This window comes from Sphingomonas sp. AC435 (assembly GCF_979253005.1).
On record NZ_CEEDCJ010000001.1, the window covers coordinates 219,679 to 235,779 of the forward strand.

General features: G+C 66.2%; 9 protein-coding genes and 2 pseudogenes. 7 read left to right on the top strand and 4 right to left on the bottom strand.

Translation table 11 applies throughout. From position 1 onward, the window contains the following. Positions 1–3: 3 nt before the first annotated feature. A complete protein-coding gene (locus AC0CH8_RS01060) occupies positions 4–1,212 on the bottom strand; it encodes a toxic anion resistance protein (RefSeq protein WP_204199439.1) in 1,209 nt (402 codons plus the stop codon). Positions 1,213–1,382: 170 nt separating this feature from the next. Here AC0CH8_RS01060 and typA point away from each other — a divergent pair, with 170 nt between their 5' ends. Beyond that, complete coding sequence (gene typA / locus AC0CH8_RS01065) at positions 1,383–3,227, top strand: translational GTPase TypA (protein ID WP_204199438.1); 1,845 nt, start codon at positions 1,383–1,385, stop codon at positions 3,225–3,227. A 307-nt stretch (positions 3,228–3,534) separates the two neighbouring features. On the opposite strand, the pseudogene AC0CH8_RS01070 reads toward typA, so the two are convergent. The 3 genes and pseudogenes from AC0CH8_RS01070 to AC0CH8_RS01080 all read right to left on the bottom strand — a co-directional run. Then, positions 3,535–3,645, bottom strand: a pseudogene (locus tag AC0CH8_RS01070) (PEPxxWA-CTERM sorting domain-containing protein); the annotation flags it as partial. A gap of 72 nt (positions 3,646–3,717) precedes the next feature. Next, a pseudogene (locus AC0CH8_RS01075) lies at positions 3,718–4,722 on the bottom strand (NF038122 family metalloprotease); the annotation flags it as partial. Between the two features lie 162 nt (positions 4,723–4,884). Further along, positions 4,885–5,316: a DUF2147 domain-containing protein gene (locus AC0CH8_RS01080; RefSeq protein ID WP_465238315.1), complete on the bottom strand. Its 432-nt coding sequence runs from the start codon at positions 5,314–5,316 to the stop codon at positions 4,885–4,887. Positions 5,317–5,395: 79 nt separating this feature from the next. Between AC0CH8_RS01080 and AC0CH8_RS01085 the strand changes: the two genes are divergently transcribed. The 6 genes from AC0CH8_RS01085 to AC0CH8_RS01110 all read left to right on the top strand — a co-directional run bounded on the left by AC0CH8_RS01085 (position 5,396) and on the right by AC0CH8_RS01110 (position 16,099). After that, on the top strand, positions 5,396–6,721 hold the full coding sequence (locus AC0CH8_RS01085) for an Nramp family divalent metal transporter (RefSeq protein ID WP_465238316.1): 1,326 nt from the start codon (positions 5,396–5,398) through the stop codon (positions 6,719–6,721). 121 nt (positions 6,722–6,842) lie between these two features. Continuing rightward, positions 6,843–9,275, top strand: a complete 2,433-nt coding sequence (locus AC0CH8_RS01090) for a glycogen/starch/alpha-glucan phosphorylase (RefSeq protein ID WP_465238317.1) — start codon at positions 6,843–6,845, stop codon at positions 9,273–9,275. Beyond that, entirely contained in the window at positions 9,272–11,437 is a 2,166-nt protein-coding gene (glgB, locus tag AC0CH8_RS01095) for a 1,4-alpha-glucan branching protein GlgB (RefSeq protein WP_465238318.1), read from the top strand. Before AC0CH8_RS01090 ends, glgB begins: the two co-directional genes overlap by 4 nt. Positions 11,438–11,613: 176 nt before the next feature. Beyond that, positions 11,614–12,882 (top strand): glucose-1-phosphate adenylyltransferase, encoded by a 1,269-nt coding sequence (gene glgC, locus AC0CH8_RS01100; protein WP_465238319.1) that lies wholly within the window; start codon positions 11,614–11,616, stop codon positions 12,880–12,882. A gap of 164 nt (positions 12,883–13,046) precedes the next feature. Further along, a complete protein-coding gene (gene glgA, locus AC0CH8_RS01105) occupies positions 13,047–14,489 on the top strand; it encodes a glycogen synthase GlgA (protein WP_465238320.1) in 1,443 nt (480 codons plus the stop codon). Next, positions 14,486–16,099, top strand: a complete 1,614-nt coding sequence (locus tag AC0CH8_RS01110) for an alpha-D-glucose phosphate-specific phosphoglucomutase (protein ID WP_465238321.1) — start codon at positions 14,486–14,488, stop codon at positions 16,097–16,099. Before glgA ends, AC0CH8_RS01110 begins: the two co-directional genes overlap by 4 nt. Positions 16,100–16,101: the final 2 nt, after the last annotated feature.

The window sequence follows — 16,101 nt, forward strand, 5'->3', positions numbered from 1 at the left end:
CGGTTATAGGCTCTCCAGCCGGTACTGGTTCGTCGGGGCGGAGATCGCCCCTTGGCTCGCCCCCTCGGCGCGGGCGATATAGCCGCGCGACTTCTCGACCTCATTGCCCAGCGTGGTGACGGTGGTCTTCATCGAATCGAGCGCCTTCAGCTTGAACGTGTCGATCGCATCCATCGTGTCGTAGATGTTCTGGAACGCGCGTTGCAGCGTCTCCAGCGGGATCGTGGAGGCGGCGGCCTGTTCGTGGATCTGCGCGGTCTGGCTCTTGAGCAACTTGCCGGTCGAATCGATGATGTTCGCCGTCGTCGTGTTCAGCTGCGTGATCTGCTCCAGCACCAGCTTCTGGTTGGTCAGCGCCTGCGCCACCGTCACCGCGGTGCGCAGCGCCGCGACCGTCGTGGTGCTGGCGCGGTCGACGCCCTTCACCAGCTCGACATTGTTCTTCTTGACCAGATCGAGCGCCAGATAGCCCTGCACCGTCACCGCCATCTGCGTCAGCAGGTCCTGCGTCCGCTGCCGCGTGTAGAACAAGGCCGTTTCGCGGATCGCCTTCGCCTTGGCGGGATCGGTGTGATCCAGCTCGTTGGCCTTGTCCTCCAGCTTGGCGTCCATCGCCTGCGACAGATGGATCATCTGCTCCAGCCGACCCATCGCGTTCCACAGATTGGCGCGCTCCGTGTCGATCGCAGCATTGTCCATCAACAGCTCGTCCTTGCCACTGGCGAGGCTCTTCAGGATCGAGCTGATATGCGTCTGCGACGATTTATAACCGTCGAAGTAATTGCGCATCTTGCTGCCGAACGGGATGATCCCGAACAGCTTCTGCGGCGCGGTCAGGTTACCCTTCTTGCCGGGATCGAGGTCCTCGACGACGCGGCGAAGCTCGGCCAGATCCTTGCCGACGCCCGTCTCCTGATCCATCGCGCGGACCGGGCGGTCGAGGAAGCGGTTCGACTGGCCGGCCGCCTCGCGAATCTCCTTCGCACCCATCGCCGTGATCGCGTCGACGCGCTTGCCGAATTCCGGGCTGTTGACGTCCTGCGCGACCAGATCGGTCACGAAGCTGTCGACGCGCGTCTCCAGCTCTGACTTCTTGGTGTCGTCCACCGGCACCAGCCCCGCCGCCTTGGCCGGCGCGACCGTCGGCACCGGATCGGGCGGCGTCAGCACCAGCTCTTTTTCAGCGGTGATCGTCTCGGTCGTGGTCGCCATGCGTCTTGTCCTCGGATGCGAGCGGCAATGTGGCCGGGCCGGTGCTGCCGCGCAAGCGTATTAGCGGAATAATACGCACAGCCGATCCGCCCCGCAATGCCTGCCCTTCCCGCGGCGCACCATTTCGGCTATGGGGCGCGCAACTTCGCTCCAGACATCCAGGATTCCCCATGAGCCTCCGCAACGTGGCGATCATCGCGCACGTCGACCACGGCAAGACCACGCTCGTCGACCAGCTCTTCCGCCAGTCGGGCACCTTCCGCGACAACCAGCGCGTCGAGGAGCGCGCGATGGACTCCAACGACCTCGAGAAGGAGCGCGGGATCACGATCCTCGCGAAGCCGACCTCGGTCGACTGGACACCGCCGGGCGCCAGCGAGAGCATCCGCATCAACATCGTCGACACGCCCGGCCATGCCGACTTCGGCGGCGAGGTGGAGCGCATCCTGTCGATGGTCGACGGCGTCGTCCTGCTGGTCGATTCGTCCGAGGGCGCGATGCCGCAGACGAAGTTCGTGACCGGCAAGGCGCTGGCGCTCGGCCTGAAGCCGATCGTCGTCGTCAACAAGGTCGACCGTCCCGACGCCCGCATCCAGGAAGTGCTGGACGAGGTGTTCGACCTGTTCGTGTCGCTCGACGCCAATGACGAGCAGCTCGACTTCCCCGTGCTCTACGCCTCGGGTCGCAACGGTTACGCCTCGACCGACATGGACGCGCGCGAAGGCACGCTGATCCCGATGTTCGAGACGATCGTGTCGCACGTCCCCGCCCCCAAGGTCGAGGTCGAGGACGTTCCCTTCACCTTCCTCGTCACGCTGCTCGACCGCGACAACTTCCTGGGCCGCGTGCTGACCGGTCGGGTCAATTCCGGCACGGTGAAGACCAATCAGGCGATCCACGCGCTGGATAACGACGGCAACATCGTCGAGACCGGCCGCGCGTCGAAGATCATGTCGTTCCGCGGGCTGGAGCGCGTGCCGGTGGATGAGGCGAAGGCGGGCGACATCATCTCGCTGGCCGGCCTGTCGATCGCGACCGTCGCCAACACGATCGCCGACGTGACCGTCACCGAGCCGCTGCACGCACAGCCGATCGATCCGCCGACGCTGTCGATGCGCTTTGCGGTGAACGATTCGCCGATGGCGGGCCGCGAGGGCACCAAGGTGACGTCGCGGATGATCCGCGATCGCCTGTTCCGCGAAGCCGAGTCCAACGTCGCCGTGAAGGTGACGGAGGCCGCCGACCGCGACAGCTACGAAGTGGCGGGCCGCGGCGAGCTTCAGCTGGGCGTGCTGATCGAGACGATGCGCCGCGAAGGCTTCGAGCTGGGCATCAGCCGCCCGCGCGTGCTGTTCGGCGAGGACGAGAACGGCAAGAAGACCGAGCCGTACGAGACCGTCATCATCGACGTGGACGACGAATATTCGGGCACGGTCGTCGAGAAGATGAACCTGCGCAAGGCGGAGATGACGGACATGCGCCCGTCCACCGGCGGCAAGACGCGCATCACCTTCTCGGCGCCCTCGCGTGGCATGATCGGTTATCACGGCGAGTTCCTGTCGGACACGCGCGGCACCGGCATCATGAACCGGCTTTTCGAGAAGTACGGCCCGCACAAGGGCCAGATCGAGGGCCGCAAGAACGGCGTCCTGATCTCCAACGGTGCCGGTGAGGCCAATTCCTACGCGCTGGGGCCGCTGGAGGAGCGCGGCATCCTGTTCGTCGGCCATGGCGAGGCCCTGTACGAGGGCATGATCGTCGGCGAGAACGCCAAGCCGGACGACCTCGAAGTCAACCCGATGAAGACCAAGGCGCTGACCAACTTCCGCGCCTCGGGCGGCAAGGACGATCAGGTCCGCCTGACGCCGCCCAAGCGCGCGACGCTGGAGCAGGCGATCGCCTATATCGACGACGACGAGATGGTCGAGGTGACGCCGAAGTCGATCCGGCTGCGCAAGCGCCACCTCGACGCGAACGAGCGCAAGAAGGCCAGCCGCGCGAAGCTGGTCGCCTGATCGGTCGGTCCTCGCCCCCGAACCGGGGCGGGGACCGCCGGAAGGTTAGGCTAAGGTTAGTCCAATGCGGCGTTTCGACGGACGCTGCACGTGGTCGGGATCCGGCGGTTCAAAGAGCGTTCGTCACAGGCCACGACCTTATGTCGAAACGCGTCGTGTAGGACAGGGCGATCGTCGCCCCTTCGCCCTGACGACAGGTTATCGCGCTGATATCGAAGCCAAGAAAAAAGGGAGTCGGACACCACGTCCGGCTCCCTTTTCTGTCCTGAAAGGCCGGCGGACCCGGAGGCCCGCCGAACTCAGTCGATCAGGCCTTCGCCGTCGCGAAGCGGACCGAGGTGCGGCGACGGCGCATCGCGCCACCGACCAGGCCCATGCCGCCGATCATCATCGCCCAGGTCGTCGGCTCCGGCACCAGCCCGAACGCCGCGCCGGTGGTGAAGGTGTAGCCTGGGTTCGCCAGCACATCGACGTTCACGTTCCAGCCGATCGCATCCAGCAATGCCAGATCGAGCGCCTCGACCTGATCTTCCAGACCGGAGCAGATGTACGGGTTCATGATGCCCAGGAAATCGCCGCACGACTGCGCCGGCTCCTTCCAGTGCGACGCCTGCCAGCCATCGCCGAAGTTCGAACCGGTCGACCAGTAGCCGCCCATGAACGCCGTGTTCCCGCCATCGAGCGAGAAGTAGGAGTCGGTTCCGAACGTCCAGTCGAGCTTGCCCGGCGCCGAATAGCGGAACATGTCGGCGCCGTAGCCCCACCAATAGTCATCGACCGGGAAACCCCCGCCGACCGAGAAATCGAAATCCTCGACGCCGCTCAGGAATCCGAGCGCGTGACCCAGTTCGTGGATCGCCACACCGATGAAGTCATAGGTGCCGGCCGAAATACCGTCGGTCGGATCGAAGTCGAAGTCGAAGGTGCTGGAGAACTGGATCTCGCCGTCGATGACGTTGGAACCGAACTGCGCATCGAAGGCCGCCGAGTCGTTGTACAGCGCCTTCAGGTTCGCGGTGGACAGGGCGATCGTGCTGCTGATCGGCGTTCCGTCCGGCGCAAATCGCTGGCTGGTCGCCGACACGCCGGTTTGGGTCCCAATGTCGTCATAACCCGGCACCGTGACCGCGACGCTGCCCGTGGAGCTGAGGGGAGCGAGGTTGGCGACCGCCTGCCTGTCCAGCGCGCTCGTGGAGGATGCCGACAGCAGATCGTAATAGTCGGAGATCGGAACGAAGGTCTGGAGCGTGCTGCTGGTGCCGCCCAGGATGTTTGGGCCGAGCGGCGAGAAGCCGACTTGGAAGTTCAGGACCGCGTCGTTGTTGAGAACCGTTTCCCAATACCGGGCCGCGGCGGCGAAGCCGCGTGCGGCGGGCGATCCGGCGACACCGCCGATATCGATAAGATTGATGGTCGTAGCCGACGCCGGCATCGCCGCGACAAGACTGGTCGCGCCCAGCATCACAGCGCTTACGCGCTTCAACGCATTCTTCATGGTGATCTCCCCGAGATTGCTTTGACTCTGTCCGACTCTTGCCGGTCCGGTCGAGGAGCATCATGACGATCAAGGGATGACGGTCAAGCCATGTTCATCTTTTATTAAGGGTCCGCACCGGCCGAAAACCATTCGTTCCCAAGGCGAAACCCACGGGCGACGTCATCCCTTCACGGGTGTCCAGCGTTGCGTTCGGCAGAAGAAGGCGATGCAGCCCTGAACCTTCAGCGTTCCATCACTCTCGCGTTTCAGGATCGATTTGTACGTCTTGCCGGATTTGGGATCGTAAATCTTGCCGCGCCAGTCGTCGCCCTTGTCGGCGAAGCCGGACAGGATCACCAATCCCTCCAGCGGGCGGCGGCGCAATGCGGGATCGGGGTTGTTGGAGTCGACCGGCGGCCCCGATGGAGGCTGCTTCAACAGCGTCGTCAGGCGACCGCACACGTTGGAGCCGCAGGGGCCGACCGTGACGATCGCGGTCTTTTCCTCGGTCATCCACCTCCCGGCGATCGGCGTCGCAGCATGGGCGGAAGCGGCGACAAAGCCGGCGGCGAACAGGGCGGCAGGTGCGAGCGCGGTCAGGATTTTCTGCATCGCTGCAATCGATGTCCTGCATGCCGCGTTAATGCAAGTCGCTTGCCGCGACGGCCCGCCTGCGCCACCTGTAGCTGCCATGCCGCCACCCTCCGCCACCGACGCCCTGCCCCAGGGCGAGTTCCGTTCGCTGTCGGAAAGCCATCGCAGCGTCGTCCTGCCCGCCGGCGCAGGCGCATTCCGCCGCTTCCTCGCCTTTGCCGGCCCCGGCTATCTGGTCGCGGTCGGCTATATGGACCCCGGCAACTGGGCGACCGACATCGCCGGTGGATCGGCGTTCGGCTATACCCTGCTCAGCGTCATCCTGCTGTCCAACCTGATGGCGATCGTATTGCAGGCGCTGTCGGCGCGCCTCGGCGTGGCATCGGGCATGGATCTCGCGCAGGCGTGCCGCGCCAACTACTCGAAGCCGGTCAGCATCGCGCTGTGGGTGCTGTGCGAGATTGCGATCATCGCCTGCGATCTGGCGGAGGTGCTGGGCACCGCGATCGCGCTGAAGCTGCTGTTCGGATTGCCGCTGACGTGGGGCGTGCTCGTCACCGCGGTCGACGTGTTCCTGATCCTCGCGCTGCAACGCTTCGGATTCCGGCGGCTGGAGGCGTTCGTCATCGCCCTGTTGTGCATCATCGCCGGCTGTTTCGTGTTCGAGCTGTTCCTGGCCCGACCCGATCCGGGTGCGATCATGCGCGGGCTGGTGCCGACGCCGGAAATCCTGACCAATCCGGCGATGCTGTACATCGCGATCGGCATCCTCGGCGCGACGGTGATGCCGCACAATCTGTACCTGCACTCGTCGATCGTCCAGACGCGGGCGTTCGGCACCGGTTCGGCGGACAAGCGCGAGGCCGCCAAGATGGCGACGATCGACAGCACGGTCGCGCTGGGGCTCGCGTTCTTCATCAACGCGGCGATCCTGATCCTCGCCGCCGCGACCTTCCACACCGCCGGTCGCACCGACGTGGCGGAGATCGACGAGGCCTATCGCCTGCTCGCGCCGTCGCTGGGCATGGGCGCGGCCAGCGTCGTCTTCGCGGTCGCGCTGCTCGCGTCGGGCCAGAACTCGACCGTCACCGGCACGCTCGCCGGCCAGATCGTCATGGAAGGATTCCTCCACCTGCGCCTGCCGACCTGGGCACGCCGCCTCGTCACCCGCGCGCTGGCGATCGTGCCGGCGGTGCTGGTGGTGGGCGCGAGCGGCGATGCCGGCGCGACGCAGCTGCTGGTGCTCAGTCAGGTGATCCTGAGCCTGCAACTGCCGTTCGCGGTGGTGCCGCTGGTGATGTTCACGGGACGGCCCGCGGTGATGGGCGACCTCGTCAGCCCCGCGTGGCTGCGCGGACTGGCGTGGGTCATCACCGCGATCATCATCGGGCTGAACGGAACGCTGCTGTACGGGATGCTGTGAGCTCCTTTGCTCTTGTGCGGAGGACCTCCAGGGAGGATCGATCGAGCACATACGTATGATCGCGTGACATCCGCGCGCCGCCCACTATCGCTGATCCGGATCAATCACCCCGGAGCATCCCTTGGCCACTCTGCTGTCTCCTGCCGCCGACAAGCCGGTGCTGACGCCGCTCGCCGCGCAGATCCTCGACACGCTCGTTCACCGCATCGGCAAGGACGAAAAGGCCGCGCGCCCGCATGACTGGCTGGCGGCGACGATCTTCACCGTCCGCAACGACATCATCGAAAAGTGGATGGATTCCACGCGCGAGGCCCATGCCAAGGGCGCCAAGCGCGTCTATTATCTCAGCCTGGAATTCCTGATCGGGCGGCTGCTCCGCGACGCCTTGTCCAACCTGAACCAGACGCACGATATCGCCGGCGCGCTGAAGTCGCTCGGCGTCGACCTCGCCACGATCGAGGAAATCGAACCCGACGCGGCGCTCGGCAATGGCGGTCTCGGCCGGCTGGCGGCGTGCTTCATGGAAAGCCTCGCGAGCCTCGACCTGCCGGCCTATGGCTATGGCATCCGCTATGTGAACGGCATGTTCCGGCAGCGGATCGACGACGGCTTCCAGGTTGAACTGCCCGAGAACTGGCTGCAATACGGCAATCCGTGGGAGTTCGAGCGGCGCGAGAGCGCGTATTTCATCGGCTTCGGCGGCGAGGTCGTCGGCACCGAGACGGGCCACGTCCACTGGAAGGCAGCGGAGGGCGTCGAGGCGACCGCCGTCGATACGCCGATGGTCGGCTGGCGCGGCAAGCGGGTCAACACGCTGCGCCTGTGGACCGCGCGCGCGTTCGATCCGATCAAGCTCGACCAGTTCAATGCCGGCGATTTCGAGGGGGCTTTGGCGGGTCAAACCCGCGCCGAGACGCTGACGCGCGTGCTGTATCCGAACGATTCCACCGCCGCCGGGCAGGAGCTGCGGTTGCGGCAGGAGTATTTCTTCTCCTCCGCGTCGATCCAGGACATCGTCCGCCGGCACATTCAGTATACCGGCGACATCCGCACGCTGCCCGATAAGGCGGCGATCCAGCTCAACGACACGCACCCGGCGGTCGCGGTGGCGGAGTTGATGCGGCTGCTGGTCGATTTCCACGATCTCGGCTTCGACGAGGCGTGGGACATCACGCGCGCGACCTTCGGCTACACCAACCACACGCTGTTGCCCGAGGCGCTGGAAAGCTGGCCGTTGCCGCTGTTCGAACGGTTGCTGCCACGGCACATGCAGCTCGTCTACGCGATCAACGCCAAGCTGCTGCGCGAGGCGAAGGCCAAGGGCGTCGACGATCGCGCGATCGCCGCGATCAGCCTGATCGCGGAGGGTGGCGAGCGGCGCGTGCGGATGGCAAATCTCGCGTTCGCGGGATCGCACAGCATCAACGGCGTCGCGGCGCTGCACACCGACCTGATGAAGAAGACGGTCTTCGCCGACCTGCACGCGCTGTATCCGGACCGGATCAACAACAAGACCAACGGCATCACCCCGCGCCGCTGGCTGCAACAGGCGAACCCCGGCCTGACCGCGCTGATCCGGGAGGCGATCGGCGACGATTTCCTCGACGACGCGGAAAAGCTGTCGGCGCTCGACCCGTTTGCCGACGATGCCGGCTTCCGCAGCAGGTTCGCCAGCGTGAAGCGCGCCAACAAGGTCGCGCTGGCGCAGCATCTGAAGGAGCTGATGGGCATCCGCATCGATCCCGACGCGATGTACGACGTCCAGATCAAGCGCATTCACGAGTATAAGCGCCAGTTGCTGAACATCGTCGAGACGGTGGCGCTGTACGACCAGATCCGCAGCCATCCGGAGCGCGACTGGGTGCCCCGCGTGAAGCTGTTCGGCGGCAAAGCGGCGTCGAGCTACCACAACGCGAAGCTCATCATCAAACTGGCCAACGACGTGGCGCGCCGGATCAACGCGGACCCGGCGATCGGCGGCCTGCTGAAAGTCGCGTTCGTGCCCAATTATAACGTGTCGCTGGCGGAGAAGATCATCCCCGCCGCCGACCTTTCGGAGCAGATCAGCACCGCGGGCATGGAAGCGTCCGGCACCGGCAACATGAAGTTCGCGCTGAACGGCGCGCTGACGATCGGCACGCTGGACGGTGCGAATGTCGAGATTCGCGACCGTGTCGGCGACGACAACATCGTCATCTTCGGCCTGACCGCAGACGAGGTCGCGGAGCAACGCGCCCGCGGCTACGACCCGCGCGCCGCGATCGACGCCTCGCCGGAGCTGTCGCAGGCGCTGTCGGGCATCGCGTCGGGCGTCTTTTCCCCCGACGATCCCGACCGGTACAAGGGACTGGTCGGCGGGCTGTACGACGGCGACTGGTTCATGCTCGCCGCCGATTTCGACGCCTATGCCGCCGCCCAGCGCCAGGTGGATACGCGCTGGCAGGACCGTGACGGATGGAACGCAGCGGCGATAAGGAACGTCGCGCGCGTCGGATGGTTCTCGTCGGACCGCACCATCCGCGAATACGCGAAGGACATCTGGGGAGTCCTGTGAAACCATCGAGTGACGCTATCGCCGCCCTGCTGGAAGGGCGTCACGACGACCCCTTCTCCCTTCTCGGTGTCTTTCCCGGCCCCGACGGGAGCTTCGCGCGAACCTGGATTCCCGGAGCGGAAACGGCAGAGGCCTTCGACCTCGCGGGTCAGAGCCTCGGGCAACTGACGCCGGTCGGAGACGACCTGTTCGAGGGAGCGGTGACGGGCGACCCTCAGCCGGTCCGCTACAAGGCGCAGGGGTACGGCGCGGAGTGGTGGGTCGGCGACCCGTACAGCTACGGCCCGGTGCTCGGCCCCACCGACGACTATCTGATGGGCGAGGGCACGCACCACCGCCTGTGGGACAAGATGGGCGCGCACCTGATCGAGCATCAGGGCGCGACCGGAATGCACTTCGCGGTATGGGCCCCGAACGCGCGGCGCGTCTCCGTGGTCGGCGATTTCAACGGCTGGGACGGACGCCGCCACGTCATGCGCCGCCGCGCCGATGTCGGCGTGTGGGAAATCTTCCTACCAGATCTTCCCGCCGGCCAGAGCTACAAGTTCGAAATCATCGGCCCGCACGGCGAGATGGTGCCGCAAAAGGCGGACCCGTTCGCCTTCGCCGCCGAACTCCGCCCGAAAACCGCCTCGGTCACGACCGGCGCGTTCACGCACGAATGGCAGGACGACGGCCACCGCCAGCATTGGGCCTCGGTCGATCCCCGCCGCCAGCCGATCTCGATCTACGAGGTTCATGCCGGGTCGTGGGAGAAGGACGCGAACGGCTGGTATCTGACGTGGGACGCGCTGGCCGACCGCCTGATCCCATACGTCGTCGACATGGGCTTCACCCATATCGAATTTCTGCCGATCACCGAGCATCCCTATGATCCGTCATGGGGTTACCAGACGACGGGCCTTTATGCTCCGTCCGCCCGGTTCGGCGATCACGAAGGGTTCGCGCGGTTCGTCGACGGGGCGCATCAGGCGGGCGTCGGCGTGCTGCTCGACTGGGTGCCAGCGCATTTCCCGACCGACGTGCACGGGCTGTCGCGGTTCGACGGCACTGCGCTCTACGAGCATGAGGACCCGCGGCTCGGCTATCATCCCGACTGGAACACCGCGATCTACAATTTCGGGCGGCGCGAAGTGTCGTCCTACCTCGTCAACAACGCGCTGTTTTGGGCTGAGCGCTATCACCTCGACGGGTTGCGCGTCGATGCGGTGGCATCGATGCTGTACCGCGATTACAGCCGGCAGGCGGGCGAGTGGATCCCCAACGAAGAGGGTGGCCGCGAGAATTGGGAAGCGGTGGAATTCCTCCGGTCGATGAACCGCGCGGTCTACCGCGAGCATCCCGGCATCTTCACCGTCGCCGAGGAATCAACGTCGTGGCCCGGCGTGTCCCAGCCCGCGCCACCGCCGGGCGAGCGCAACGGCGGGCTAGGCTTCGGGTTCAAGTGGAACATGGGGTGGATGCACGACACGCTCCACTACATGGCGCGGGAGCCGGTGCATCGGCGACACCACCACGGCGAGATCACGTTCGGGCTGGTCTACAGCTTCAGCGAAAACTTCGTCCTGCCGCTGAGTCATGACGAGGTCGTCCACGGCAAGGGATCGCTGCTGGCGAAGATGCCGGGTGACGACTGGCAGCAATTCGCCAATCTCCGCCTCTACTATGCGTTTATGTGGGGCTATCCGGGCAAGAAGCTGCTGTTCATGGGGCAGGAGTTCGCCCAGCGTGCCGAATGGTCGGAGGAACGCGGCCTCGACTGGCATCTGCGCTCCAGCCACGCGCATGACGGCGTCCGCAAGCTGGTCCGCGACCTGAACCACCTCTACGCGGCAAAACCGGCCCTCCACGCCCGCGATTGCGAGCCGGAGGGGTTCGAGTGGCTGGTGGCGGACGATAGTGTCAACTCCGTCTTCGCATGGCTGCGCAAGGCGCCGGGCGAGAAGCCGGTCGCGGTCATCACCAACATGACGCCGGTGGCGCGCGCGCCGTATCGCCTGCCCCTGCCGCACGACGGCCGCTGGACCGAAGTCCTGAATTCCGACGCGCATGACTATTGGGGTTCGGGTCTGGGCAATATGGGCGGTGTCGAGGCGAAGGACGGCGTCGCGTGGGTCACGCTGCCGCCGCTCGCCACGATCATGCTGGAGTTCGAGGGGTAATTGCACCGGGCGCCGGCGGGATGGGCCGGGGCGAGGCATAACCTATGGCAAGCGCGCGGGGTACCACCCCGTGCCCAACCCCTCCAGGATCGAAAATCGAGGAAAAGAAGGCCCTCCCACCCTCGACAACGCCCCGAAACGGGTGAAACAATACGGCCACAACAGGAGGGATGAGGATGGACCACCACCACCGCCGGGGACAGCCGCTGGCCCGCGACGCTATGGCGTACGTGCTGGCCGGCGGGCGTGGCAGCCGCCTGTTCGAGATGACGGATACCCGCGCCAAGCCGGCGGTCTATTTCGGCGGCAAGGCGCGGATCATCGACTTCGCCCTGTCGAACGCGCTCAATTCCGGCATCCGCCGTATCGGCGTCGCGACCCAGTACAAGGCGCACAGCCTGATCCGGCATCTGCAACGCGGCTGGAACTTCCTGCGCCCGGAACGCAACGAGAGCTTCGACATCCTGCCCGCCTCGCAACGCGTGTCGGAGACGCAGTGGTACGAGGGTACGGCCGACGCCGTGTTCCAGAACATCGACATCATCGAAAGCTATGGTCCGGAATTCATGGTCATCCTGGCGGGCGACCACATCTACAAGATGGATTACGAGATCATGCTCCAGCAGCATTGCGACAGCGGTGCGGACGTGACCGTCGCCTGCATGGAAGTGCCGCGGATGGAGGCGACCGGCTTCGGCGTGATGCATGTCGACGAGGACGACCGGATCGTCGATTTCGTCGAGAAGCCCGCCGACCCGCCGGCGATCCCCGGCAATCCGGAGATCGCGCTGGCCTCGCTGGGCATCTACGTCTTCGCGACCAAGTTCCTGATCGAGGAACTGCGCCGCGATGCCGCCACCGAAGGATCCGCACGCGACTTCGGGAAGGACATCATCCCGTATCTGGTCAAGCACGGCCATGCGCAGGCGCACCGTTTCAGCGCGTCGTGCGTCCGCTCCGACGGAGAGCCGCAGGCCTATTGGCGCGATGTCGGCACGATCGACGCCTATTGGGAGGCGAGCATCGACCTGACCGATGTCCTGCCCGAGCTGGATCTGTACGAGAATAGCTGGCCGCTCTGGACCTATTCGGAGATCACGCCGCCCGCCAAATTCGTCCACGATATCGATGGCCGCCGCGGCTCCGCGGTCGCCAGTCTCGTGTCGGGCAATTGCATCGTGTCAGGCGCCTCGATCAACCGGTCGCTGCTGTCGACCGGCACACGCGCGCACAGCTTTTCGATGCTGGACGAGGCGGTGGTCCTGCCGAACTGTCATATCGGCCGCGGTGCGCGGTTGCGGCGGGTGGTGATCGATGCGGGCGTGAAGATTCCCAACAGCCTGGTGGTGGGCGACGACCCGGTGCTGGATGCGCAGCGGTTCCGTCGCACCGACCGCGGCGTGTGCCTGATTACGCAACCGATGATCGACCGGCTGGGGTTGTGAGGGAGGCTGTTCCGTTCCGCGCAGGATTAATGAAGTCCCTCCCCTCTCCCCTTGGGAGAGGGGCCAGCTTGCACAGCAAGCGCTGGGTGAGGGTGGGGAGCGACACACCCTCACCCTTCCGTCGCTTCGCTCCTCTCTCCCTCTACCAGGGGGAGAGGGATTAAGTGCGCATCCTCTCCGTCGCGTCGGAAGCCTATCCTCTCGTCAAGACCGGCGGCCTCGCCGATGTCGTCGGTGCGTTGCCGGCAGCGCTGAGCACACACGGGATCGTCACGACCACGCTGCTGCCCGATTATCCGGCGATGGCCGCGGCCACTCGCAACGGGCGCGTGGCGCATCACTGGCCGGACCTGCTCGGGGTCGAGGCGCGGCTGATCGAGGCGCGGATCGGCGAGCATCCGCTGCTGGTGCTCGACGCGCCGGAGCTGTTCGCGCGTCCGGGTGGCCCCTATGCCGATGCGGACGGCCGCGACTGGGGCGACAACTGGCGGCGCTTCGCCGCGCTCGCCCGCGCCGCCGCGGAGCTCGCGGCCGGCACCATCGCCGGCCATCGCTTCGACGTGATGCACGCGCACGACTGGCAGGCGGCGCTCGCTCCCGTCTACGCGCGCGCGCTGGGGGCGGAGGCGAAGACCGTCGTCACCGTCCACAATATCGCGTTTCAGGGCAGCTACGACGCCGGCATCTTTCCCGCGCTCGGGCTGCCCGCGTCAGACTGGAGCATCGACGGCGTCGAATATTACGGACAGGTCGGATTCCTGAAGGCCGGCCTGAACGCCGCCGACGCGATCACCACCGTCTCCCCTACCTACGCGCGCGAGATTCTGCGCCCGGAATTCGGCATGGGGCTGGAGGGGCTGATCGCAACCCGGTCGCGACAGGGTGCGCTGCACGGCATCGTCAACGGCATCGACCCCGCCGTCTGGAGCCCCGACGCCGACATTGCCCTGCCTGGGCGCTACGCGATCGAGACGCTCGGCCGCCGCGCCGCCAACCGAGCCGCGGTTGAGCAGGCGTTCGGCCTCGATCCCGCATCCGGCCCGATCTTCACCGTCGTCAGCCGGCTGACATGGCAGAAGGGCATGGACGTGCTGGTCGAGACGATCGACCACCTCGTCGCGCGTGGCGGCAGGCTGGCGCTGCTCGGATCGGGCGACGCCGCGCTGGAATACGCGTTCCTGTCGGCCGCGGAGCGCCACCGCGGCCGGGTCGGGGTGAGGATCGGGTATGACGAAGAGTTGTCGCATCTATTGCAGGGCGGTGCCGACGCGATCCTGATCCCGTCGCGGTTCGAGCCGTGCGGGCTGACGCAACTCTACGGCCTCGCCTATGGCTGCGTGCCGGTCGTCGCGCGCACCGGCGGGCTGGCGGATACGGTGATCGACGCGAACGAGGCCGCGCTGGCGGCGGGGGTGGCGACCGGCATCGTCCACGACGGCGTCACGCCCGACGCCCTGATCCACGCGATCGACCGCACGATCGCGCTCTACGCAGAGTCCGACCGCTGGCGCACGCTTCAGCGCAGCGGCATGCAGGCCGATTTTTCCTGGAGCCGAAGCGGCCAGCTTTACGCCCGCCTCTACCGCGATCTAACGGGATCATCATGACCATCACCGTCCCCTCCACGCCCTATCCCGACCAGAAGCCGGGCACGTCCGGCCTGCGCAAGAAGGTCCGCGTCTTCCAGCAGCCCAATTATGCCGAGAACTTCATCCAGTCGGTATTCGACGCGATTGAGGACAAGGACGGCGCGACGCTGGTGATCGGCGGCGACGGGCGCTTTCTCAACCGTGAAGTGATTCAGGTGGCGATCCGCATCGCCGCCGCCAACGGTTTCGGGCGCGTCGTGGTCGGGCGTGGCGGCATCCTGTCGACGCCCGCCGCCAGCAACATGATCCGCATCCGCCGCGCGCTCGGCGGGCTGGTGCTGTCCGCCAGCCACAATCCCGGCGGCCCGGACGAGGATTTCGGGATCAAGTACAATATCGCGAACGGCGGCCCCGCCCCCGAAAAGGTGACCGAGGCGATCCACGCGCGCACCCTGACGATCAACCGCTGGCTGACCGTCGAGGCGGACGACATCGATCTTGATACCGACGGCGAGACGATGCTGGCGGGGATGACGGTCGAGGTGGTCGATCCGGTTACCGATTACGCCGAACTCATGCGCAAGCTGTTCGACTTCGATGCGATCCGCGCCGCCGGGCTGTCGATGGCGTTCGACGCGATGAGCGCGGTGACCGGCCCGTACGCGACTGAGATTCTGGAGCGGCAGCTCGGCTTCGCGGCGGGCACGGTTCGAAACGGTACGCCGCTGCCCGATTTCGGCGGGCACCACCCCGATCCCAATCTCGTTCACGCGCATGAACTCTATGAAACGATGATGGCCGCCGATGCGCCGGATTTCGGCGCGGCATCGGACGGTGACGGCGACCGCAACCTGATCATCGGGCGCAACATCTTCATCACGCCGTCCGACAGCCTCGCGATGCTGGCCGCCAACGCGCACCTCGCGCCCGGCTATCGCGGCGGGTTGAAAGGGGTTGCGCGGTCGATGCCGACCAGCGCCGCCGCCGACCGCGTCGCCGCCGCGCTGGGTGTTCCCTCGTTCGGGACGCCGACCGGCTGGAAGTTCTTCGGCAATCTGCTCGACGCAGGGCTCGCGACGATCTGTGGCGAGGAAAGCGCGGGAACCGGCAGCGACCATGTCCGCGAGAAGGACGGGCTCTGGGCGGTGCTGCTGTGGCTCAACATCCTCGCGGTGCGCGGCCAGTCGGTCGAGGCGATCGCCCGCGAGCATTGGGCGACCTATGGCCGCAACTATTACGCCCGCCACGATTACGAGGGCGTCGAGAGCGACCGCGCCGATGCGCTGATGAGCGAATTGCGCGGCAGGCTGGGTGACCTGCCGGGCCAGCGGTTCGGCGACCTGACTGTCGAGACCGCGGACGATTTCGCTTACGAGGACCCGACCGACGGGTCGGTCAGCCGGCATCAGGGTATCCGTGTGTTGTTCGTGGGCGGCAGCCGCGTCGTGTTCCGCCTGTCCGGCACCGGCACCAGCGGCGCGACGCTGCGCGTCTATCTCGAACGGTACGAGGCGACCGCCATCGATGGCGATACGACCGCGATGCTGGCCGACATCGCCGCCGCCGCCGACGCGATCGCCGGCATCGTCCGCCACACCGGTCGCGAGCGTCCGGACGTCGTGACGTGAGC

Bases quoted from the DNA above. Each gene is read 5' to 3' on its own strand.
- AC0CH8_RS01060 (WP_204199439.1), bottom strand. From the start codon at position 1,212: ATGGCGACCACGACCGAGACGATCACCGCTGAAAAAGAGCTGGTGCTG.
- typA (WP_204199438.1), top strand. From the start codon at position 1,383: ATGAGCCTCCGCAACGTGGCGATCATCGCGCACGTCGACCACGGCAAG.
- AC0CH8_RS01080 (WP_465238315.1), bottom strand. From the start codon at position 5,316: ATGCAGAAAATCCTGACCGCGCTCGCACCTGCCGCCCTGTTCGCCGCC.
- AC0CH8_RS01085 (WP_465238316.1), top strand. From the start codon at position 5,396: ATGCCGCCACCCTCCGCCACCGACGCCCTGCCCCAGGGCGAGTTCCGT.
- glgC (WP_465238319.1), top strand. From the start codon at position 11,614: ATGGACCACCACCACCGCCGGGGACAGCCGCTGGCCCGCGACGCTATG.
- AC0CH8_RS01110 (WP_465238321.1), top strand. From the start codon at position 14,486: ATGACCATCACCGTCCCCTCCACGCCCTATCCCGACCAGAAGCCGGGC.